Source organism: Emticicia sp. MM (assembly GCF_001649495.1).
In genome coordinates this window covers 26,215-47,130 of sequence record NZ_LXHX01000014.1, presented here as the reverse complement: position 1 = coordinate 47,130, position 20,916 = coordinate 26,215, and the positions used below count along the sequence as shown (strand labels likewise).

Genomic DNA, 20,916 nt, shown 5'->3' with positions numbered 1-20,916 from the left:
AATATGAAGAAAACCATATATTTGTAAAGCTGTTTCTATTAAAACCAAACTACTTGTAGCCCGTGATAAAACTTTACACAATTACCTTACTATTACTTTGTTTCTCATTTTCCACCATTGCTCAAGATAAAGTATCATTTGGGGCCTCGTTCATGTATAATTTTCCTCTAAAAACTGTTGGCGTGGGTCTTCGTTCGCAGATACCTGTAAATGATAAGCTACTCTTGGTGCCTTCAGTAAAGTATGCACCACAATTCAATGAAATTCACGAAATTTATGCAGGCGTTAATGCCCACTTAGTGCTAATTTCCTCAGTAAACAAAGTTAGTTATAGAAGAAGTCAAGTTCAGCCACAAAAGCCTAATTTATATTTAAGCGTTGGAGCTGATTATAACCAATGGTTTAACTATATCAGCAGTGCTAATAGTAAAGCTGATAAGCAAAATATTCTACCTATGGTTGGCCTTGGCACCTCTTTTGGCTCTCATACCATGCGTTTTTTTGCGGAAGTAAAATATAATGCTCTTTGGAATGAATCAAACGGCGAAATAGGGCTATTAATTTATCCGGGATTTATTAAAGATAAGAAAAGAAACAATTGTCCAGTTATCCGATAATTCACTAAAAGAGATGAAAATTAAGCATTTATTCAAATTATTGCTCAGTACAGTACTTGTGGCGAGCATCCATGCCTGCTCTACTGACCGCTTGATTCCGGCCGAAGAGGCCGTTGACCCATTTAAAGATAAAGTTTTTGAAGGAGAATATGATTTACCCATTTTAAATAAACTGGCAAGTGGATCACAGAAATACACTGTTAAGAGTGTGGAAGACTTGCCAATTACAACTCCCAAGGGCACTAAAATATGGCTCTATGAATGGAATCTTGTAAGTCCGCAAGGTTCAGAAGTTAAATATCCATTTGATATTGAAATTATTGAGCTTTATAGCCTTAAAGACATGATTTTACATCGAAAACCTACCGAATCATACGGACGATTATTGAGTACGGGTGGTGCTATTTATCTTAGTGTATCTAAAAACGGTACCCCACTGCAGGTAAGTTTATATCCTCCAAATATCTCCATTCCTGCGGCCGTAGTCGATAAAGAGATGTCGTTATTTTATGAAGGATATGGAAGAAATGATAGATTCACTTGGCAACAGGCACCACCAGATACGGCAAACAATCCTAACCAACAAGAAGGGCGTGTTAGCATATTGGCTGGTAAAGGTTCGTATGAAATTTTCCCGAAAAGATTTGGCTGGATAAACTGTGATAAATTTGCTAATGACCCCAGACCACAAACAACTGTTTCGTTTGTATCAACCAAAGTACCATTAGAAAATGTTGCCATTTTTATGGTACTGCCTAATATCAACTCAGTTATTCAAGTCTTTAATGGCAAGTCATTAAATGTTCCTATTGGTGAAGATGTGAAGATTGTAGCCATCGCCCAAACAACCAAAGAAGAGGTGTTTTCCTTTTTCAAAGATATAAAAATTGAGGACCTACAAACCATTGAAATAGAACTTAAACCATCTACCGAAAAAGAGGTTTTAGATGCTTTAGAAAAACTCTAGGCTAATATGAGTTATCACAAATTTAGTTAGAAAAACTATTCATTGCCGTCAGTTAAAGCAGAAGGGGTCGCCTAGACGGCAATGAATTACTATTTGCTCTCTTGTTCGTTACTTTTATACAAACAAAACTTCAATAATCTTCTTTTACCTCCTATCTTGTTAGGCTTAATACAGAACTTTACTAATAAACTATCTTTTCTCGATTTGCCTAATAATAATCAAGCTATTACCACTTAGAGCAACATTTCTAAGTTTCTTAAGCATATATTTTTTGAAGGAAATAATACAAAAAGCATCAATGATTAATCGCACGAAAACTATCATTATGTTTTCTTTTGTCATTCAAGAAATTTGCTTTAACTTTCCATTGAAAATTGGATTAATCTAAAAATAGCTTTGAGTCACTTTAAATAATAGCCATTTAAAACTTAATAGACCTCATTTTGACTTCAATAGCTCAAAATTTAAACACATAAAGTACAACTCAAAGAAATTTAGTAAAAATCAAATGGTTCATACAAACTAACTACTACTTCAAATTCTATTTAAAAGAACTAGCAAAACATGTTGTTCGATTAACCTTAGACACATAACTAGAAATAGACCAAACAATACGTTAGTTTGAGTATCAATACAAAAGCAGGAATGAAAGCTAGACAAATCACGGAAAGCTTTTTGCTAGAAGCGTATATGCATAAGAACCATTTTAAGTTTTTTCAAATCAGATAATTATTTCTGGTTAACTGACAATTTGCTACCGAGAAGATAATCGAAACAAAATTTCTAAGGAGCATCAACTTGGCTAAAAAAAGTTGATGGGCTTCTTATCCATGTTTATAGATAGGAATGCTAATCAACGACATAGCTAATGAACGCTACCTTAGAAAGTCAATTAAACGTTGGACACAATCTTTTAATAAAACCTAAAAATGTTACAAAAGTATTTCAAAGCAATTTTGGATAATAGCCCCGACAACATTGTCTTAATAGGCAAAAATCATGAAGTAATGGCATTTAATAAGTCTATTAAAGAAGTGTTGTTTGAATACCACAAAAGGGAAATACAAGTTGGCGATTTATATTATCCTAACTTTGTTATTGAAGCAAACCGAAAAATTTATTTAGATGCTTTTGAATCTGCAATAAATGGAATTCCATTTACCATTCAAAACCTAACCCAACATGAAAATACCTCTTATTGGTTTGAATACAAAACTTCACCCGTTTACGACGAAGACGAATTAATTGGTGTGACTTTAAGTGCCAAGAATATAACAAATGAAAAAATAGCAGAGAAAAAAATATCTAATATGAGTGAAAATATAAAAGCCATATTAGATAATACTGATGAATCTATTACTTTACTTGATTTGGACTATAAGATTATCACCATGAATCAGATAGCCTTCCAAACAACCCTAAATAATACAGATGTCAATGCTATCATAGGCATGGATTTTCGAAATTTTATGCCCGACAAAGCCAATCTATTTTATGAATATTACCCCAAAGCAGCTAGAGGTGAAAGCTCATTAGTAGAAATTCCTTACCTTACAGCCTCAGGCCAGGAAGTATGGTATCAAACAAAGTTTAATCCTGTTTATAATCAAGAACTCAAACTTTATGGTGTTTCTATTTTCGCAAAGGATATTACTGAAAAGAAAAAGCTAGAACAATCACTAATCGAAAGTGAAGAGCGATTTAGAAAAATAGCCAATTCGGCACCAATTGGCATTCTTATTTCCGATAAAAGTTTAAAAATTTCATACGCAAACTTTTACGCCATGAAATTATTCAAATATGATTCTAAAGCGTTTTTAGAATTATATCTTACAGATATTATTGAAGATATTGAATTTGAAAGTCAGGATGTAATAAACATAGACAATTTTTCAATGAATATCGAAAATTTCATATGCAACAATGAACGTTTTACTGGTATTTCAAAAGAAAATGATAAAATAGAAATACTCTTGAGTTCGGAGTTTTTTAAAAGTAAAAAGCAAGATAACATTATATTTATTATTCAAGATATCACAGAACTTAACAATAAAAATAATACCATAATACTACAAAACAATAAGCTAAAAGATATTGCCTGGCATCAATCACATATCATAAGAGCTCCTTTGTGTAGGCTCATGACGATTGTTGAGTTGCTGCAAATTGATCAAATAGATGAAGCAGAAAAAAGATATCTATTTGATTCAATCACTACCAGTGCCCAAGAGTTAGACAATGTAATTAAAAATATTGTATCTCAAGCTGAGTAAACTATGGGAAAAGAGTGTTTTCAACTACGACTTTGTTTCTATTAAAAATGTATTGCCACCAACCATCTTTGATGAGAGGTAATATAGGAGAGTTAATTACTTAACTCCTATATTATTCTTTATAAAATACTCGTTTTACTCGTTCACTTACTCCCGTAAAAATTTCATACGGAATTGTATCATTCGTTTTGGCTAATTCTGTAATTGAAAAGTCTTTTCCCAAAAATTATTACTTCATCAGCTTCCTCACACTCTACGTCGGTTACATCAATCATGGTGATATCGATACAAACATTACCTACGACAGGACAAGCCACTCCATTAACCAAAACTTTCCCAACACCTTTGCTACAACCACGGTCAAAACCATCGGCAGAACCAATAGCAATCGTGGTAATTTTCGAATATCGTTCCAATACACCCTTTCGAATATATCCAACGGTTGTGCCAGCCTCTAAATATTTGATTTGAGAAATCACGGTCTTCAGCGTTCCAACCGTTTGCAAAGCATTTTATTTTGTTCTACTTCCTGTTACTTCCACGCCACTAAGTCCAATACAATACCTAAGCGAATCATATCAAATTGGGCTTCTGGGGAACGGATAATTCCAGCTGTATTACAGATATGTCTAAGCGGTTTTTGTCTCGATTTAGCAGCTAAAATTTGTTGTAATATTTGCTCGAATTTCTCAATCTGCAGTTTAAAAAAGGCATTATACTCACTTTCGTCTGCCCCTACTAAATGACTAAATATCGAAGCCACTTGAATAGTAGGGTTTTGATTGAGTCTTCACCTTTTTCTTCTTTCAATGGCATCTCTTACCCGAGCCGCACTTTCGTAATCTTCTTTTTTTAGAATCTTTTCTAATAACTCCTCTAATTCTGCTAAGGTATATTCTGCATAAGAACCCTTCTTTTCTTTGCCTTTATCATCAATTTCATAGCCTGCACTTTCTAAAACAGATTGACTAACATAAATCGGGCAAGAAAAACGCACAGCTAAAGCAATGGCATCGGATGTGCGAGAATCTATATCAAACACTTCACCATCAACTGATTGCAGGATAATATTTGAGTAAAATATTTCATTTTCGAGCTGATGGATATTCACTTCACGAAGCTTTGCCTTCAATTGGTCAATTACATTTTTGAATAAATCATGCGTTAAAGGTCGAGCAGGTTGAAGTCTTTCTAAGTGAATAGCAATGGCCTGTGCTTCCTGATTACCTACAATAATCGGAATCCGTTTTTTTGATTTTTGTTCTTCTAATATCAAAACATAATACCCTTTTTTGGATTCACTTTCGGCTAAAGCAATCACCGAAACTTCAAGTTTATTCATTTTGCTGTGAGATTTCGAGGTTTTTCTTAATAAACTCGCACATTTTACCAATATCTTCAAATGGTGAAATTACCCAATCTTCTACCGATAATCTATAAAGATCTTTGCCTTCCACTTCAACCGAAAAACCACCTTCTAAATCAAAGTATTTTCCCTCTTGTCTAAGAATCTTTATATTCATCTGATTCAGTGCATAAGCTACAAATTCGGACTCATTATAAATGGGTGAGTTTGACATAAAGTTTATACAGATCTATGTTATTGAAAAATGTTTTTATAAACAATGCTTATTCCTAAACCAACACAAAGCGAGGCAGAAACCAAGCCTAAACCAAATGAAAGCCAACGATTATTTAGGATTTTTGATGAAAATGGAAGGCTAAAAATTCCAGCAGCAAGCATCATACCTACAACCGAGCCAAGGCCAAACAAGGTAATATAAGCAAATGCTAATACATGGTCTTTGATTTGTGTGAGTACCGAAATTAATAAACCCCCGCTTCCTGCTAAACCATGAACCAAACCTACGCCATAAGCTAAACCAAATGTAGGCTCATTAGCATGTATATGCCCGTGCGAACGTTCTTGGAAAATACGATAAAAGCGAACAAACCCTAAACCAATTAACATTATACCTACACCTGCTTCAAAATACTTAAAATCGTTTTCATTTAAGATAAATTTACCAATCAGATAAATTGCCGCTACAATCAGAATAGTTGACGTATGCCCCAAACCCCAAAAAATACCATCTTTAATTGCCGCCAAAGTATTATCTCTACGTGTAACAATGCTGCTCACTGCCACCAGATGGTCGGCCTCAAACGAGTGAGAAAAACCAATGATTGCCGCCCCAACTAATGCAATAACATTTTCCATAATACATTATAAGATATCATAAATAATGAGTCGATGATTTCCTGTATCGGCCAAAACTAATTTTTCTCCATCAACGCAAATCGAAAAAGGCCAATAGAGTTGTGTATCGGTTCCAAAACGTGTTTGAGTATTTTCACTTCCAGTATTGAAATCATAATGCCCTAATAAATTATCGGCCTCAGGAGCGTTGCTACTCGGAATATTTTCAAACCACAAAAGCCTACTATTGCCAGTATCGGCTACAAAAATGCCATTTTTATAAAAAAACGAATCATAAGTCCAACTCATGGAATCTTGTTTAGGAGCGAGACTAAACTGATTCATTCCATTAGAATCAAAGTCGGGCTGACCAATAATTACATCAGCCGTTTTTGTAAAAGCATCTTTCCAATGATGCCAAATAAGTGTTCGATAAAATTGCGTATCGGTTATTGCCAAAACACCATTAGAACTAACTCGTAAGGAATACGGCCAAATGGGTTCATAATTTTCATAGTCACGCTCCGTAAAACTTGGCTTACCAATTACTTTACTGGCTGCGGCAAAATTTTCGGTTGGAATAGAATTATAAAATAAAATTCTTCGATTTCCCGTATCACAAATCCATAGATGCGTGCCATCAGAGAAAACACCATAGGGCCAATTTAGGCTTTGTGCAGAGGGAGTTGAACCAATACCTCTGATATTGGGTTCGTTTTGCTCGAAATTAGGTTGTCCAATGACCACATCAGCGGCTTGACCATTTTTCGTTGGAAAAGAATGCCATATTAAAACCCGATGATTCCAAGCATCGGCAATGATGAGTTTAGTGCCATCTGTCCAAATGCCTGAAGGATATTGAAGCGTACTGGCACTGACGGTACTTCCTGCATTTCTACCAGTGTCGGATTGCTCAATTTGCCCCAACACAATATCTGGATTTGCATAAGTATCTGAAGGAATTTGATTCCAAATGAATACTCGATTCTGCCCAGTATCAGAAACCATCAAATAATTTTGGTATTTCCAAACGCCTCTTGGTGCTAATAAAGGGTTATGCTCATTTCCTTTGAATATCTGATAAGAACCCACTAATGCTGGTTTATCAATTGCTGTTGCCGATAGACCACTACCAAGTGAGGGCGGTATTTTGGAAAGACTAATATTCATTTGAAAGTATTATTAAACTAAAAACTGGCTTAGCAAATTCGAGGTAATTGTTCACCAACGAGCATATTTATAACTCGTTTTCCACCAATTTTACTCTGCAATACTACTTGTTTAGGGTGTTCTTCAACCACTTCTCCGATAATAGCCGCATCCAATCCATTCTCTAAAGTTTTTAGCTTTGCTAGAAAATCATTTGCCACATCGGCTGATACTACGGCCATAAAAACACCTTCATTCGCTACATATAGTGGGTCAAGGCCAAGCAATTCGCAAGCACCATAAACCTCTTCTATGACTGGAATATTTTTCTGTATAATATTGATACCCAACTTAGTATCTCGTGCAATTTCATTCAGAACCGTGGCAACACCACCCCGTGTTGGGTCACGGAATAAGTGAATATCCGAACCAAATGTATCTAAAAGTTCTTTAACAATATGATTAAGATTGGCGGTATCACTTTCGATGCTAGTTTCGAATTCTAAACCTTCACGTACCGACATGATGGCGATTCCGTGTGTAGCAATGTTTCCACTGACAATGATTTTATCGCCCGCTTGTACTTTTCGGGATGAAATTTCAGCCTTAGGATGAATTTGTCCAACACCCGCAGTATTGATAAAGATTTTATCGCCCTTTCCTCTTTCTACAACTTTAGTATCGCCCGTAACAATGTAAACACCCGCTTTTTCGGCTGCAAATTTGATAGACAGTAATATCTCCCAAAACTCCTGCATGGTAAGCCCTTCTTCAAGGATAAAACTTAGCGAGAGATATTTGGGGATAGCTCCACACATGGCCAAATCATTCACAGTACCATTGATAGCCAATTCACCAATATTTCCACCTGGAAAGAAAACAGGGGAAATAACATAACTATCGGTCGAAAAGGCCAATTTACCTTCTAATTGAAAAATTGCACCATCGTGATGCTCATCTAAAATCGGGTTTTTCAGTAAATCAAAAACCCCTGATTCGAGTAATTTATTAGTTAATACGCCTCCACTTCCATGACCTAAGGTAATTACCTCAAAATCGAGTTGTGGCATGGGGCAAGAAAGGCTAAGTATTGAAGTATGCATTGAATTTTGAACTGAAATTTTAAAATCTTTTAAGCTAACACTTCTTCAGTAGCTTCAGAGTAATGATAATATGCTGCACAAGCACCTTCTGAAGAAACCATCGGAGCTCCTAATGGATTGAGCGGCGTACAAGCTTTACCAAATTGGCTACACTCAAAAGGCTTTTTAATACCTTTCAAAATTTGTCCAGCAATACAATCTGCACATTCTGGGACTTTCTGAATATTCACCGAAAACTTCTTATTGGCATCAAATTCAGCCATTTCATCGCTTACTTCCCAACCACTTTTCGGAATAGTTCCGATTCCTCGCCACTCTCTGTCATCGGTTTTAAATACTTTTGCTATTACTTTCTGAGCTTCTAGATTTCCTTCAGCTTTTACCACTCTACTGTATTGATTTTCAAGTTTTGCTTCGCCGTTTTCAAGTTGTCTGACAGTCATTAAGATTCCTTGAAGTAAATCTACTGGTTCAAAACCCGTTACAACCATCGGAATTTTATATTTTTCTACAATCGGTTCGTATTCATTCATACCCATAATCGTACAAACATGACCCGCTGCTAAAAAAGCTTCAATTTTTGCTTCTTCATCGTTTATTACTGCTTCCATAGCTGGAGGTACTAAGACATGTGAAGCTAAAATTGAATAGTTTTTTAATCCTAATCGTTGTGCATGAAGTACAGAAAGTGCATTGGCAGGTGCTGTAGTTTCAAAACCGACTGCAAAGAATACGACTTCTCTTGAAGGATTTTCTTGAGCAATCTTAACGGCTTCTAATGGAGAATACATAATACGAATATCTGCTCCGCTAGCCTTTGCTTCAAGCAAACTTTTCTTTGAACCAGGTACACGAATCATATCGCCATACGAACACAGAATTACATTTTTCTCTTCTGCTAAGTACAAGGCTTTATCAATCAATGTTAAGGGAGTTACACAAACTGGACATCCTGGTCCATGAACCATCGTGATTTGCTTTGGTAGAATATTCAAAATACCATTTTTCACCAAACTATGTGTTTGGCCACCACAAATTTCCATGATTGTCCATGGGCGAGTGGTAATCTTGTGTAATTCGGCAATGTATTGCTCTACTACCTCGGGGTCTCGGAATTCGGATAAAAATTTCATAAGCCCAATTGGGAATAAGTTCAAAATGATTTAAAATGCATTATAAAAACTTACTAATACCTTCATCAATAGAGTTTTTATCAATTTGTGCATGTTCTACAAGCTCATCAATCTCACCTATTTCCTCTAAATATTTAAAGGTTTTTTGTGCTTCTTCTTCATCCACTTTACTTATGGCCACACCTACGTGTACAAGCACGTAATCGCCTACTTGGGCATCAGGAACCATTTCGAGTGAAGCCTCTTTGGTAATACCTCCGAAAACTACTTTTGCCATTCTGACCAAACCATCGTATTGATATTCGATTGATTTTATTTTACCCGGAATTGCCAAACACATGTGAGTTCTATGTTTAAATTTAGAAATTTAAAAGCCTAATATTTTTGATTCATTGAATAAATTCAATGGTTATAAGAACAAGGGAATAATTTTGATTTACCTAAACCGTATAAATTCAGTTTGGGTGTTTTTTTAGGTTGAACGCTTTAAATACCTCTTAATTTGGTTAAAAGACATTCCATTAGACACTATAAAATAAGTATCCATATTGGGACAAATTAAATGCGTTTAACCTTGTACTTTTTGAAACTTTTTAAGGTGTTTTCAAAAAACTATAAAAAGCTAGTTGTCCAAATGAAATGCACTCATCATTGGGAGATAACTGCTTATGAAAAAAGAGTTCAAAATCATCAAGGTGCTGAAAGGCTAAATCTACCAAAACTGCATTTTGCCAAACTCCTCCCGAAAACGCCAATCGTTTGATTTTTAGACGATTAGCTATTCCTTGAATAAGCTTTATCAACGAAAAATGAATTTTAGCTGCTATTTTTTCTATACTTACATTTTTCTGAATATCTTCAAAAATTTGCTTAATCATTGGGTTTAAACTAACCTTATTTTCAGCATTACACACCAAATTATAACAAGTTATTTCAGTTGAGTTTTTATCAAAAAATTCCCTTGCTTTAGCCTCTAAATACATAGCAGCTTCACCTTCATAAGTAGATTTATTGAGGATACCTAACAAAGAAGCCAAACCATCTAATATTCGACCAACAGATGAAGTTTTGATATTTGAATTTTGAGAAAGAAACTTCTGGTAAAGATTCCATTCTGTTTCACTAAACTTTCTTCGGATAAATTCTTGGACATCTTCCACTTCATGCGTAATTGCCAAGGCCGATAAACGTGGTTCCCGTGCCATTTTATCTCCCATCAAATTCGAAAAATAATCAAAATGAGCAACTCGTTCTAGACCTAAATCATATTGATATTCAAAGAACTCTCCACCCCAAATTTGTCCATCATCGCCCCAGCCTGTTCCATCCCAGATAATTCCTAAAATTGGTTCTTTGCTTCCAAACAAATCATTTTCAGCCAAAACAGCAGCAAAATGAGCTTGATGATGTTGAATTTCAACTAAATTGAGTTTTTGTTTTTGAGCCATTGCTCTTCCTATTTCACTTGATGGATACATTTTGTGTTTATCAATCAAGATGGTAGATGGCTCAAAACTGATTACTTCCGATAAATGCTTGAGAGTATGTCTATAATTTTCTTGTGTATCAAAATCAGTTAAATCACCCAAATATTGGCTTATGTAAACATTATTTTCATGGGTAATGGCAAATGTACTTTTCAACATTGCTCCCATCGCCAACACATTATTTTTTAAAGCTAATGATGCCTGTATAAATGTTGGAGCTAAACCCCTCGAACGCCTCAGAACAATTTTTTGATTATAAATTGGGCTAAACCTCAGTACGCTATCATCTTGAGGCACTACGATTGCTCGATTATTTTGAATAATACAATCGGCTATTTCCAACAATTCTGCCAAAGCATTATCATCTTGATAAACAATTGGTGAATGACTCAGATTTCCACTGGTGGCAATTATGGGTTTGGCAAACGTTTGAGCAATGAGTTCAAACAAAGGTGTATATGGCAGCATAACACCCAATAAACCAGTAGTTGCCAATGTTGAATCTGGAGCATTTAAAAGCACAATTGAGGCCGTTTCATTGGCTAATGCCTCTTTCTCCTGCTCTTTTAAGCTAATTTCTTCTTCAAGCAATTTTAGGCTTGGATACATCACCGCAAATGGCTTGGTGGGTCGGTGTTTTCTTTGGCGAAGGATAGCAATTGTTTGTTCATTATTCGCATCACACATTAATAAATAGCCACCAATACCTTTAATTGCCAGTATTTTACCTTCCTTCAGTGCTTCAACACTTAGTTTTAATACTTCATCAGATTCGTTCGTAAGCAATGCTCTGTGCTTATTAAAAAATGAAAGTTGAACGCCACATTTCTTGCAAGAATTTGTCTGCGAAAAGTATCTTCGATTCTCAACATTATCGTACTCTTTCTGACAATCTGCACACATACAAAAAGCTTCCATGCTTGTCAATTCGCGGTCGTATGGAAGTTTCTGAGTGATTGAATACCTTGGTCCGCAATAAGTACAAGTTGTAAAAGCATATAGAAATCGACGGTCGCTTTGGGTATGAATTTCCTTTCTACAAGTTGGACAAATAGCAAAATCAGGGCTTAGTAAAACATTTGTTTTGGTATTTCTTTCACTTTTGATGATATGAAAACCTTTTTCAAATACTGGTTTTCGCTCGATTTCTTCAAAAGAAATATTTGTTATTTTCGCTAATTTTGGAGCTTCCTGTTTAATCTTTTCACAGAAACTTTCAATCTGATTAACAGGCAATGATACTTCCACTAAAACGCCCTCATTGGTATTATTTACCCAACCATTTACTTTATTTTCGATTGCTAAACGATAAATAAATGGTCTAAAACCAACCCCTTGTACCTGCCCTTTTATGCGAATTTCAAATACCATTATTTCATGCTAAGACACCTTTCTTTTCTTCTACCTTTTTCATGAGCCACTCACACCATTCATCCATTCCATCACCTTTTAGACTCGAAATCGTAATTACCTCAATATCAGGATTCACATCTCTTGCATCTTTCGTTACAGCTTCCACCGAAAATGGCACATAAGGTAATAAATCGGCCTTTGAAACAACCATTAGCTCACTTGTGAGAAACATTCGTGGGTATTTTTTGGGTTTATCGTCACCTTCGGTTGCGGCTAGAAGTGTTACTCGATAATCTTCTCCAAGGTCAAAAGCAGCAGGACAAACCAAATTCCCTACGTTTTCGATGAATAATAAATCAACACCTGTGAGGTCAATATGGTCGAGGGCTTGGTAAATCATTTGTGCTTCAATGTGGCACATCCCACCAGTAACAATCTGTAAGGCATTGATACCCACATCACGCATCCTTATGGCATCACGTTCTGTCTCTGGGTCACCTACCAAAACAGCTAAATTTAATTTGTCACGAAGACGTTTCCCCGTTTCTTGCATGAGGGTGGTTTTTCCACTTCCTGGTGAGGAGCAAATATTAATAACCAATATATTTGGCAACCGTTCACGAATGGCTTTTGCCACAAAATCATTGACTTTGAGTAAATTAAGCGTAGTATTATCGCATTGAACTGAGCCAACAGAAGCTTGATTTGACTTTGGTTTCATAGTTTCCGAGCAGGAAATTTTAAAGATTGAATGATAAATTATTCAGCAAATTCTACTCTACTGATCAGGAGTTCTTCGCCTTGCACTACATTTCGGCTCGGCTTACCACAAGTACACACAAAACGATACTGTTCTACTTCGCATGTTTTATTGCATGAATCACAATAAATCAAAATCGGTAGCACTTCTACATGCAAACTGGTATTTTGGTACTTTGGCTGATCTTCGAGCACTGCTTGAAACGCATTTTGCATCAGAATTGGCTGAACATTTGAAAGCAAGCCTGCCTTTAGAAAAATACCACGAATCTTTGGAATATCATTCGGGAATTCTTCTTCGAGGGTCTTAAAAATGTTTCGAACTAATGAGATTTCGTGCATGCCTTTTGCTATTCTTTCTCCAAAAATATCTTTAAAATCAGAGAAAAAATAGTAGATTTTTCATTTTAGAAAATGTTTTCTAAATCTTGACTTAAGCCTTAATTTTCAAGGAAAACACACCAAAATCTTAAGCTAATAGTTTGCTTAGCTCTTGGATTTTTTCTAAATGACGCTGAGCTTCTGACAACAATTTTGTATCGTTGGTTAAAGTAGAGATTTCATAAGCTTTGGCAGTCATTTCATCGAATAGCAATTGCTCTTGAAGTTCGTCTTCGTGATTGACAAACCAACATGCTTCCAAGAAATTTAAAATCGTTAAGGCTCTTTCGTAAGGGTATTCTTCTGCCGAACGAATTTCGAGTGATTTTCGGTAATAGTTTAATGCTTTTGCAAAATTATCACCTTTAACAGAAGGAGGATATTTTGTAAGTGCATTAGCAAAACTATTGCAAATCATGGCATACTCAAAAGGGTGAGTCTCTCTAGTAAAATGATTGAGAGCTTGATGAAATGAACTAACCGAAACAGCAGCCCAAAGACTTTTTTTCTTCACTTCATCAGGGATTTCGGAGTAAATTACCCCCAAATGGTGCTGAATTTCAGCAAAAATATCGGGTGCATTATCATACGTAAATATTTTGAGAGCTTCTTGATAAGCTTCCATGGCAGGTTTATAAAATTGAATATTTCCGACCTGAGCCCATGTGTAAAACAATACCCCTTTTCGGTATTGGGCATTGGCCAACAATTCGGGAATATCTTCGTTTCGGAGTATATCAATAGCACGGTTGATATAGCCCAAAGCTTCGGCAAAACTTTCCGAAATATTAGCTACGTATGCCGCATCTATCAATATGATTGCTACTTGTAAATGGTTTTGCTGCTTTTCGTAATATTTGAGCACTTCCCAAAGGGTATTTTTTGTTTTTTGCAACAAATTTTCATCATAAGGAATACCTAATTGTTTAAGCCAAACACCATACTGAACATTCATTAACTCGAATTTAGCATCATCAGAAATGGCTTTACTGATACAATCTTCAAGCAAAATTTCTGCATTTTCGAGTTCTTCAGTATCTAATAAAAACGAGGCATATTGTTTAGCTGTAAATGCTCGATACTCATCGTTTGGAGCCAACTCTAGGGCTTTTTGGTAAAAATCCTTCATCTGATAAGCACTTACAAAACTAAGAATTTCACCATAATGAGCCTTCACTGCTAGGTTGTGCCAATGGCGATATATATCAAATTTTGAATAGGATTCAATTGGAGTGATATTGGTGTTAAGTCCAATAGAAATGCCGTGTTGCAAACAATTACAAATATCAATATCACTTAATAAAATAGCATTGTTTTCGGCGAAATGATAGGCTTTCTCGAAATTATTAAGCTTAAAATAAATAACTGCTAACAGATTTTGTTCATCGAAAACGATTGGATTTGATAACAGAAAAGGCGGTACATCATTTTCCCAATGAATCGGGATTTTTATCTCCGATTGCTCAACTATTAGGTAATTGGTTGTGACTTTATTTAGGTTTTCCAATAAATCAAGCACTACCACTTCATTTAGTCGATACTCAGCATTGATTACTTCTTGAAGATGAGTAAACAGGTTAGTTGTAGCAAATATTGTAAGCATTTTCGTTAAGTTTTAGGGTTCCTCTGGCATCTTTTCTAATGCCTCTTTGAAATATTTGTGCGTATAGTTCTGCTTTTTTCTGAGAATCGTAGTGATCGAGATAATGACAGCGTAATTTGAGTGGGTTATAAATCGAAATAAAAAGCATCGTCAGGTGCCATCTCCCATTTTTCAAATCTATTATATAGCGAATCTCTGTATCATGTAGCCAAAGGTTTTCTTCGAAAATATCAAAGTCTTTTCTTGCTCCTTTTTGGTTTTCAGAGTATTCGAAATTTATGCTATCTGCGATATACATCTATAATTCGATGCTTAAAATTCCAGTATTTTTTAAATCATAGGTTAAGGTTCTGTCAGTCTCATCTAGGTCATTGTCTAAGATTAGGTCTTGAATAGATATCGTCTTGTCGCCATTCAAGTTTCGAAGTTTTAGTACAGCCCAAGTAGTTTTGTGCATTTTTTCAAAAAACAACTTTGAACGAGCTGCAATCAATAAGGTTTGTCGATCGGGATAATACACTAAATTTACTTTTTCTTCATCTCCAAAAAGTAAATCAACCTGTTCTTTCGCAAACCATATATGGCCGTTTTTCAGTTGAATCATTTTTTTCTACTTATTCCTAAAATATCATCTTTTAAAAGCTCTATAACTTTATCACCAGCACGTTTCACCTCTTCACTCAACTGAATATCAAGCTTTGTATTATTTACTGCAATCAAATAAACTTCAATATCTTCAGGGTAGGCTTCTCGTAGAATTTTCTTTGCATAAGAAAGAGCTTGATCCCATTTAAGGCTATGCAAGAATACCATTGGGTCATCTTGAATTTGTGCGTTGATTTCACTTGCAGGTAATTTATAAATTGTTCCAGCTGGTTCGCCTGTATTGATTACAGCATCAACAATGATAATACGATGATGGCCTTGCAATTGAAACAGCACCTCAAAAGCCGATGTACCCATGTCGAAAAGAGTAAAAGAATCATTATCCTCACTCACCAGTTGCTTCAATTCGTCGATAACATAAATGGCAATACCATCATCACTTCGGCAGGGATTTCCAAAACCCATTATGGCAGTTTTGCCTAATATTGAAGCCTTTTCTTCTATACTAATAGGTTTTTTTTCGTCAATTAAAACCATTGGATATGCTTATTTTAGGACACTTTTAAAATCTAGTCTTTTGTAAAAAAGCCCGTAAATAAAGTTAAATTTACGGGCGTAGTACTTTAGGTTTATTCAGTTTATAGTTTGAAACGTGCCATTTCTTTACCATTTTTGGCATCATGGGCGTGTACAGTACAAACCAAACATGAGTCAAACGAACGAGCCACCATGCCAACTTCTACAGGGTCATGTGGATCTTCAATTTCAGTTCCTTCCAAAGCTGCTTCGATTGGACCAGGGTTACCTCTATCATCGTTCGGGCCAACATTCCAAGTTGTAGGAGCCATTACTTGATAGTTTTTGATAACTCCATTTTCAATCTCAATCCAGTGAGCCAAAGCTCCACGTGCCGCTTCAGTAGCACCAAATCCTTTACCATCTTTTTCAGTTGGTTTAATGTAAAATTCACCGTTAAGGTCAATTTGGCGTAACCACTCATCAATGTAATCATACAAGCGTGCTGCTTCATGCAAGCGTGCTAATGTACGAGTGAATACATTTGGACCTAATTTTTGAATGATGTCTAAGAATAATGGGTCTTGAATCTGATGACTTGCATTTTTAGGATTTGCATTCATCAACACACGTGAAAGTGGACCTGCTTCGGCAGCATGACCAGCATAACGAGGTGCTTTGGCCCAACTATACTTGCCATTGAAATCTGAATTGGCCAAATTTTGAGATGGCATTGGTGTTGGCAAAGGTTCATTCCAAGGGTGAGCAGCATCCACATCTTTATACCAAGCGTGGCTTACGTGTTCCATTACATCCAGGTGATTGAAGTCGTGAAATTCTTTTCCATCGAAAAATCCACCTGAACTTATTACAGCATTTTGACGAGTTTCAATTTTAGGTTTATTCCATAGGTCTTTATGAATATAAGTGCCATAAGCAATAAATTTACCTACACCTTGACCAAATTTATGTAAGCCAAACTCCAAACCTGCTCTTATAAATAAACCTAAATCTGAGTTTTTCTGACTTTCATTTTCTTCTACCCAAGCCAATAAATCATCCCAAGTTTTGATTTGACGATAACGCTCTATCGAACAACCCAAGAAAATACTTTCGAGCCAATCTTTACGGAATTGATTCATAATAGCATGGGCACGAGTAATATCCTTCAAGGTTGGTGCACACATGACGCCACCCGGAACCATATAGCTTGAATGAGGCCATTGTCCACCGAATAAAGCATATACTTGCACTGGCAATGCACTGGCAGTAATGCCTTTCTGAAATGAAGTACCCACATAAGCGGCCCAACGCTTCACTACTTCTGAATAAAGTGGTTTATTAGCAAATTTTTTATTAGCCATGTCGGTTGCAAAAATTGCATAGAACCAACGAGGAATACTCTGAATTGTTTCGGTAGCTTGCCCCAAAGCACGGAGTAAAAGTGCATTAGGCGTAAGTGTGGTTTCCCACACAGTATCTAAGGCCGATGAGGCACAATAGAGGTGCGAGCCCCCACAAATTCCACAAATACGTGGGGTTACGATTAAGCCTGATTGAGGGTCTTTACCTGCCATGATTTGTTCGAAACCACGAAACATGGCAGCTTGTGTATGAGCACGGGTCACCACGCCGTCTTCCATATACACTTTTACGTCGAGGTCGCCTTCTACACGACCTACAGGTGATATATTTAATTCTTTCGAGATAGCCATTTTAACGGTTGATTTTTGAAATGATGATTGGGTAATTAGCAAACCTAGTTTTCTAATTAGATTGAGCTTTCGCTATGCGACTTTGTTACACCGAAAGCTACTTCAGTAGCGTGCATTGTCTTTTCAAAACCAGCTCTTAAATAATAACCAAGCTTAGAATTTCCAGCTGGTACATCTTGCGGAAAATACCCAAGATATTTAAGGGTTTTGAATACACTGCCTTTTTGTAAATCATGGTGTGGAAAACCAGGTTCAGTACAACCCAAACAAGGGTGATTCGCACGTGTTTTACTCGATGTGCGATTCCACAAAATACGGTTACAACTCGCTCTGGTCATCGGTCCACGGCAGCCCACCTCATAAAACAAACAACCATTACCTCTTTTACCGAATCCTCCATCTACTTTGTTGGCAAAGTTTACCACATTCGTACAGCCGGTTTGTACAAAATCAGTAAAAAATGTACTCGGACGATGGAATTCATCAATCTTTATATCACCAATACGGCCTGTTGAAATAGCCACTAAAATCTGTGTTACCCAGTCAGGGTGAGCAGGACAACCTGGTATATTAATTACAGGTAAACCACCTTTAGATTTATAGTTAGCACCCAAAAAACCGCCTTTTTCTTTCTTTAAAAATTGCATACCCGTAGATTCACTCGGGTTTGGGGCAACCGCAGGGATACCTCCCCAAGTAGCACAATCACCGATTGCGACTACATAACCTGCCACAGCAGCGAGTTCTTTTACCCAATCTTTCATTGGGCGGTCGCAGAAGTAGTTCATTGTACCTGTACCATTTGGTCCTTCGATAATACTGCCTTCATAGACAAAAATATCGCACTGAACTTTACCATTGATTATATCTTCGAGAAGATGTGTGACTTGGTGCCCAATTTCCAAGCCAACAGAAGGGTGCCAAAGAATGTTTATGCCAAAGTCAGTCACTAAATCAACGACTGTTGGCTCTTCGGCATTGAGGAACGACATGGTGTTTCCACTACATGCCCCACCTTGTAACCATAGAACATTTGCCATAGGACAGGTTTAAAAAAGAGTTGAAATTGTATTATTTAATGTTCAAATGTAAAATAATAAATTTAATTAGAAAAATTTTTCTAATATTTTTTAGAAATTATTTTCTAATTATAATTATTCTAAATTAAACGAAGAAATTGAGCAGTAAACAATCTTGATTTCCACAGCCCTTCAAACAAAAACATTGGAGAAAATCGTCTATGATTACCTTTTATCAAAGGTGAGACTAATTAGGAATAGAAAATATGATTTACATCATACTTCAAATAAAAATTGGGAGTATTTGACTGGCAAATTCGGAGGTTCCTTTCTCAGTGAGATAAGGACGGATATTATTCCAAACTGCTCCTTTAAATCGGGCTTCAGAAATTGGCTTATTTCGCATTTGTTGTTGGGGTATCCAAAATACGAGTGTCATCCAAATAGCTTCGGCCAAAATATCGTAGGTATTTTCAGGTTGCGGACTGAGGTCACCCCTTCGAGCATGAAAATCAAGACGTTTACGAATCTGAAAAATCATTTTATTCATAAACTCTTGCCATTGTTCTCTTACTTCGGGTAAAGGATGTTCGGAAGCGAATAAATCACTAATATAAAACTGATAATTTTTGAAGAAATCAAAGTAATGACTTATTTGTGAATCAAAATCTAAAAGAGAGGGCGTTTTAAGATAAGAGCCTAAAATTTGTTGAAAATCTTCGAAGAGCTTTTCGTATACAGAATGAATAATGGCTTCTTTATTTTTGAAATGATACGCTAAATTTCCCACACTGATTCCTATTTCGTCAGCAATTTGCTGCAAACGCACACTCGCTATTCCGTGGTCATTAAATAGCTTTATTGAAGCATTAACTATTCTTTCTTTTGTTTTATACATCTCTTCTTACCTTTCTACAAATAATAGATTATAACTAAAATTTGAATCAACTATCTACTAATTCGTACAAATATTAAAATTCTCAACTTTTACCTCCAAAGTCCCCCTTTGGTCTTTGGCAGCCATTCTTCGCATCAAACTCGCCGAAAGCGTTGCTTTTTTGGGGCATGAGTAAGACATGATTTGGCGTTTGATAAACTTCAACGGATTTGTGTGTAGGGCGAAGAGTAACTCAATATTCCATTCTCCACGCTTATAGATCAAATTATCAATTACTGCACTATCAGAAAGCCAATGGTCATCGTGGTAAAACTGAAAATCTTGTATATTACCCTTTGTATCAATAAAATAGGTATCATTCAATAGTTCTAACAAACTATTGTACATACGCTCATCTATTTTACAGGTCGATGAAGTCATTAAAGGTGTATTTAATTGATTTTTAATCAAAATTAGAAATTATTTTCTAATATAAATCATAACCAATTAAAATTTTCATTGTAGTGCATTTGTTTGTACTCAAGATTTCCTATGTGGGTGAAATGAGGTAGCAATAAAGCCCAAAGTGCTAATACATAATCTTCAATATTGATTTCTTCGAAAGTTCTGATTCTACGCTGATACAACCAAAATTCCATGGTCATCCAATATTGCTCAGCCAATTGGAGGTGTAGTTTTTCGTGCGATTCAACCGTAAAAGTACCACGTGCTACATTGAAGGAAATCATGTTTTCGATTTGCTGAATATACCAACGAGTGTATTCTCGGTATTTTTTCTTGATTAGTGGAAAGTTTCGTAGGATTTCAAAGGTATCAGAATAGAAGAAGCTAAATTTTTGCTGAATTGCGTAAGTATCTCGAATATGTTTATCAATATTGATAAAGAGAGGAACAATCTTCAAATCTGCAAGTAAAATCTTCTGGTTTTCTTCGATTTCTTCATAGATAGCCTCAAAGATTGCATCTTTATTTTTAAAATGATAGGCTAAATTACCGACACTGATGCCTACTTCATCAGCAATGTGCTGCAAACGAATACTCACAAAACCAAAACGATTGAATAATTCGATTGATTTTTCAAGAATTCGAGATTTTGTATCGGCCGAAGGTTTCATCATATTACATTTAAAGAATTAC

Annotated in this window: 24 protein-coding genes and 1 pseudogene; 3 read left to right on the top strand and 22 right to left on the bottom strand. The window is 35.9% G+C overall.

Features of this window, described 5'->3' with window-relative positions; translation table 11 throughout:
• Positions 1 to 62: 62 nt before the first annotated feature.
• The 3 genes from A6M55_RS02155 (at position 63) to A6M55_RS02145 (ending at position 3,857) form a co-directional block, all read left to right on the top strand.
• Positions 63 to 617, top strand: coding sequence for a hypothetical protein (locus A6M55_RS02155; protein WP_156510962.1), 555 nt, complete (start codon positions 63 to 65; stop codon positions 615 to 617).
• Between the two features lie 13 nt (positions 618 to 630).
• On the top strand, positions 631 to 1,584 hold the full coding sequence (locus A6M55_RS02150) for a hypothetical protein (RefSeq protein WP_064196296.1): 954 nt from the start codon (positions 631 to 633) through the stop codon (positions 1,582 to 1,584).
• A gap of 929 nt (positions 1,585 to 2,513) precedes the next feature.
• Positions 2,514 to 3,857 (top strand): PAS domain S-box protein, encoded by a 1,344-nt coding sequence (locus tag A6M55_RS02145; protein ID WP_064196295.1) that lies wholly within the window; start codon positions 2,514 to 2,516, stop codon positions 3,855 to 3,857.
• Positions 3,858 to 3,969: 112 nt separating this feature from the next.
• Here A6M55_RS02145 and A6M55_RS17655 read toward each other — a convergent pair whose 3' ends face one another.
• The 22 genes and pseudogenes from A6M55_RS17655 to A6M55_RS02040 all read right to left on the bottom strand — a co-directional run bounded on the left by A6M55_RS17655 (position 3,970) and on the right by A6M55_RS02040 (position 20,897).
• Entirely contained in the window at positions 3,970 to 4,080 is a 111-nt protein-coding gene (locus tag A6M55_RS17655) for an alanine racemase C-terminal domain-containing protein (protein WP_304439653.1), read from the bottom strand.
• On the bottom strand, positions 4,037 to 4,363 hold the full coding sequence (locus A6M55_RS17530) for an alanine racemase C-terminal domain-containing protein (RefSeq protein WP_082892900.1): 327 nt from the start codon (positions 4,361 to 4,363) through the stop codon (positions 4,037 to 4,039). The genes A6M55_RS17655 and A6M55_RS17530 overlap by 44 nt, the downstream gene beginning before the upstream one ends.
• Positions 4,364 to 4,389: 26 nt before the next feature.
• Positions 4,390 to 4,632, bottom strand: a pseudogene (locus tag A6M55_RS17525) (alanine racemase); the annotation flags it as partial.
• A gap of 15 nt (positions 4,633 to 4,647) precedes the next feature.
• Positions 4,648 to 5,199 (bottom strand): bifunctional nuclease family protein, encoded by a 552-nt coding sequence (locus tag A6M55_RS02130; protein ID WP_015029660.1) that lies wholly within the window; start codon positions 5,197 to 5,199, stop codon positions 4,648 to 4,650.
• Positions 5,192 to 5,437, bottom strand: a complete 246-nt coding sequence (locus A6M55_RS02125; protein ID WP_015029659.1) for a hypothetical protein — start codon at positions 5,435 to 5,437, stop codon at positions 5,192 to 5,194. The genes A6M55_RS02130 and A6M55_RS02125 overlap by 8 nt, the downstream gene beginning before the upstream one ends.
• 20 nt (positions 5,438 to 5,457) lie before the next feature.
• Positions 5,458 to 6,078: a hypothetical protein gene (locus tag A6M55_RS02120; protein ID WP_015029658.1), complete on the bottom strand. Its 621-nt coding sequence runs from the start codon at positions 6,076 to 6,078 to the stop codon at positions 5,458 to 5,460.
• A 6-nt stretch (positions 6,079 to 6,084) separates the two neighbouring features.
• Entirely contained in the window at positions 6,085 to 7,227 is a 1,143-nt protein-coding gene (locus A6M55_RS02115; protein ID WP_064196292.1) for a hypothetical protein, read from the bottom strand.
• 29 nt (positions 7,228 to 7,256) lie between these two features.
• Positions 7,257 to 8,309, bottom strand: a complete 1,053-nt coding sequence (hypE, locus tag A6M55_RS02110; protein WP_229235461.1) for a hydrogenase expression/formation protein HypE — start codon at positions 8,307 to 8,309, stop codon at positions 7,257 to 7,259.
• A 29-nt stretch (positions 8,310 to 8,338) separates the two neighbouring features.
• The gene (hypD, locus tag A6M55_RS02105) at positions 8,339 to 9,442 is read right to left on the bottom strand and encodes a hydrogenase formation protein HypD (RefSeq protein ID WP_015029655.1); all 1,104 of its coding nucleotides are present in this window, start codon (positions 9,440 to 9,442) and stop codon (positions 8,339 to 8,341) included.
• Between the two features lie 40 nt (positions 9,443 to 9,482).
• Positions 9,483 to 9,782 carry a HypC/HybG/HupF family hydrogenase formation chaperone gene (locus A6M55_RS02100; RefSeq protein ID WP_015029654.1) on the bottom strand — a complete coding sequence of 100 codons (300 nt, stop codon included), beginning with the start codon at positions 9,780 to 9,782 and terminating at the stop codon, positions 9,483 to 9,485.
• A 253-nt stretch (positions 9,783 to 10,035) separates the two neighbouring features.
• Positions 10,036 to 12,300, bottom strand: coding sequence for a carbamoyltransferase HypF (gene hypF, locus A6M55_RS02095; RefSeq protein ID WP_064196291.1), 2,265 nt, complete (start codon positions 12,298 to 12,300; stop codon positions 10,036 to 10,038).
• 4 nt (positions 12,301 to 12,304) lie between these two features.
• Entirely contained in the window at positions 12,305 to 13,003 is a 699-nt protein-coding gene (gene hypB, locus A6M55_RS02090; protein ID WP_015029652.1) for a hydrogenase nickel incorporation protein HypB, read from the bottom strand.
• Positions 13,004 to 13,041: 38 nt separating this feature from the next.
• Positions 13,042 to 13,383 carry a hydrogenase maturation nickel metallochaperone HypA gene (locus tag A6M55_RS02085; RefSeq protein WP_015029651.1) on the bottom strand — a complete coding sequence of 114 codons (342 nt, stop codon included), beginning with the start codon at positions 13,381 to 13,383 and terminating at the stop codon, positions 13,042 to 13,044.
• Positions 13,384 to 13,510: 127 nt separating this feature from the next.
• Positions 13,511 to 15,025 carry a hypothetical protein gene (locus A6M55_RS02080; protein ID WP_015029650.1) on the bottom strand — a complete coding sequence of 505 codons (1,515 nt, stop codon included), beginning with the start codon at positions 15,023 to 15,025 and terminating at the stop codon, positions 13,511 to 13,513.
• Entirely contained in the window at positions 15,000 to 15,323 is a 324-nt protein-coding gene (locus tag A6M55_RS02075) for a hypothetical protein (RefSeq protein WP_015029649.1), read from the bottom strand. Before A6M55_RS02075 ends, A6M55_RS02080 begins: the two co-directional genes overlap by 26 nt.
• Positions 15,324 to 15,629, bottom strand: a complete 306-nt coding sequence (locus tag A6M55_RS02070) for a hypothetical protein (RefSeq protein WP_064196290.1) — start codon at positions 15,627 to 15,629, stop codon at positions 15,324 to 15,326.
• Complete coding sequence (locus tag A6M55_RS02065) at positions 15,626 to 16,168, bottom strand: hydrogenase maturation protease (protein WP_064196289.1); 543 nt, start codon at positions 16,166 to 16,168, stop codon at positions 15,626 to 15,628. Before A6M55_RS02065 ends, A6M55_RS02070 begins: the two co-directional genes overlap by 4 nt.
• Positions 16,169 to 16,269: 101 nt before the next feature.
• Positions 16,270 to 17,862, bottom strand: a complete 1,593-nt coding sequence (locus A6M55_RS02060; RefSeq protein WP_082892898.1) for a nickel-dependent hydrogenase large subunit — start codon at positions 17,860 to 17,862, stop codon at positions 16,270 to 16,272.
• Positions 17,863 to 17,918: 56 nt separating this feature from the next.
• On the bottom strand, positions 17,919 to 18,902 hold the full coding sequence (locus A6M55_RS02055; RefSeq protein WP_015029645.1) for a hydrogenase: 984 nt from the start codon (positions 18,900 to 18,902) through the stop codon (positions 17,919 to 17,921).
• 262 nt (positions 18,903 to 19,164) lie between these two features.
• Complete coding sequence (locus tag A6M55_RS02050; RefSeq protein WP_015029644.1) at positions 19,165 to 19,779, bottom strand: TetR/AcrR family transcriptional regulator; 615 nt, start codon at positions 19,777 to 19,779, stop codon at positions 19,165 to 19,167.
• Positions 19,780 to 19,836: 57 nt separating this feature from the next.
• Positions 19,837 to 20,199 (bottom strand): hypothetical protein, encoded by a 363-nt coding sequence (locus tag A6M55_RS02045; protein WP_015029643.1) that lies wholly within the window; start codon positions 20,197 to 20,199, stop codon positions 19,837 to 19,839.
• A 56-nt stretch (positions 20,200 to 20,255) separates the two neighbouring features.
• Positions 20,256 to 20,897: a TetR/AcrR family transcriptional regulator gene (locus A6M55_RS02040; protein WP_041693551.1), complete on the bottom strand. Its 642-nt coding sequence runs from the start codon at positions 20,895 to 20,897 to the stop codon at positions 20,256 to 20,258.
• Positions 20,898 to 20,916: the final 19 nt, after the last annotated feature.

Bases quoted from the DNA above. Each gene is read 5' to 3' on its own strand.
- A6M55_RS02150 (WP_064196296.1), top strand. From the start codon at position 631: ATGAAAATTAAGCATTTATTCAAATTATTGCTCAGTACAGTACTTGTG.
- A6M55_RS02145 (WP_064196295.1), top strand. From the start codon at position 2,514: ATGTTACAAAAGTATTTCAAAGCAATTTTGGATAATAGCCCCGACAAC.
- A6M55_RS02130 (WP_015029660.1), bottom strand. From the start codon at position 5,199: ATGAATAAACTTGAAGTTTCGGTGATTGCTTTAGCCGAAAGTGAATCC.
- A6M55_RS02125 (WP_015029659.1), bottom strand. From the start codon at position 5,437: ATGTCAAACTCACCCATTTATAATGAGTCCGAATTTGTAGCTTATGCA.
- A6M55_RS02120 (WP_015029658.1), bottom strand. From the start codon at position 6,078: ATGGAAAATGTTATTGCATTAGTTGGGGCGGCAATCATTGGTTTTTCT.
- A6M55_RS02115 (WP_064196292.1), bottom strand. From the start codon at position 7,227: ATGAATATTAGTCTTTCCAAAATACCGCCCTCACTTGGTAGTGGTCTA.
- hypE (WP_229235461.1), bottom strand. From the start codon at position 8,309: ATGCATACTTCAATACTTAGCCTTTCTTGCCCCATGCCACAACTCGAT.
- hypD (WP_015029655.1), bottom strand. From the start codon at position 9,442: ATGAAATTTTTATCCGAATTCCGAGACCCCGAGGTAGTAGAGCAATAC.
- A6M55_RS02100 (WP_015029654.1), bottom strand. From the start codon at position 9,782: ATGTGTTTGGCAATTCCGGGTAAAATAAAATCAATCGAATATCAATAC.
- hypF (WP_064196291.1), bottom strand. From the start codon at position 12,300: ATGGTATTTGAAATTCGCATAAAAGGGCAGGTACAAGGGGTTGGTTTT.
- hypB (WP_015029652.1), bottom strand. From the start codon at position 13,003: ATGAAACCAAAGTCAAATCAAGCTTCTGTTGGCTCAGTTCAATGCGAT.
- A6M55_RS02085 (WP_015029651.1), bottom strand. From the start codon at position 13,383: ATGCACGAAATCTCATTAGTTCGAAACATTTTTAAGACCCTCGAAGAA.
- A6M55_RS02080 (WP_015029650.1), bottom strand. From the start codon at position 15,025: ATGCTTACAATATTTGCTACAACTAACCTGTTTACTCATCTTCAAGAA.
- A6M55_RS02075 (WP_015029649.1), bottom strand. From the start codon at position 15,323: ATGTATATCGCAGATAGCATAAATTTCGAATACTCTGAAAACCAAAAA.
- A6M55_RS02070 (WP_064196290.1), bottom strand. From the start codon at position 15,629: ATGATTCAACTGAAAAACGGCCATATATGGTTTGCGAAAGAACAGGTT.
- A6M55_RS02065 (WP_064196289.1), bottom strand. From the start codon at position 16,168: ATGGTTTTAATTGACGAAAAAAAACCTATTAGTATAGAAGAAAAGGCT.
- A6M55_RS02060 (WP_082892898.1), bottom strand. From the start codon at position 17,862: ATGGCTATCTCGAAAGAATTAAATATATCACCTGTAGGTCGTGTAGAA.
- A6M55_RS02055 (WP_015029645.1), bottom strand. From the start codon at position 18,902: ATGGCAAATGTTCTATGGTTACAAGGTGGGGCATGTAGTGGAAACACC.
- A6M55_RS02050 (WP_015029644.1), bottom strand. From the start codon at position 19,779: ATGTATAAAACAAAAGAAAGAATAGTTAATGCTTCAATAAAGCTATTT.
- A6M55_RS02045 (WP_015029643.1), bottom strand. From the start codon at position 20,199: ATGACTTCATCGACCTGTAAAATAGATGAGCGTATGTACAATAGTTTG.
- A6M55_RS02040 (WP_041693551.1), bottom strand. From the start codon at position 20,897: ATGATGAAACCTTCGGCCGATACAAAATCTCGAATTCTTGAAAAATCA.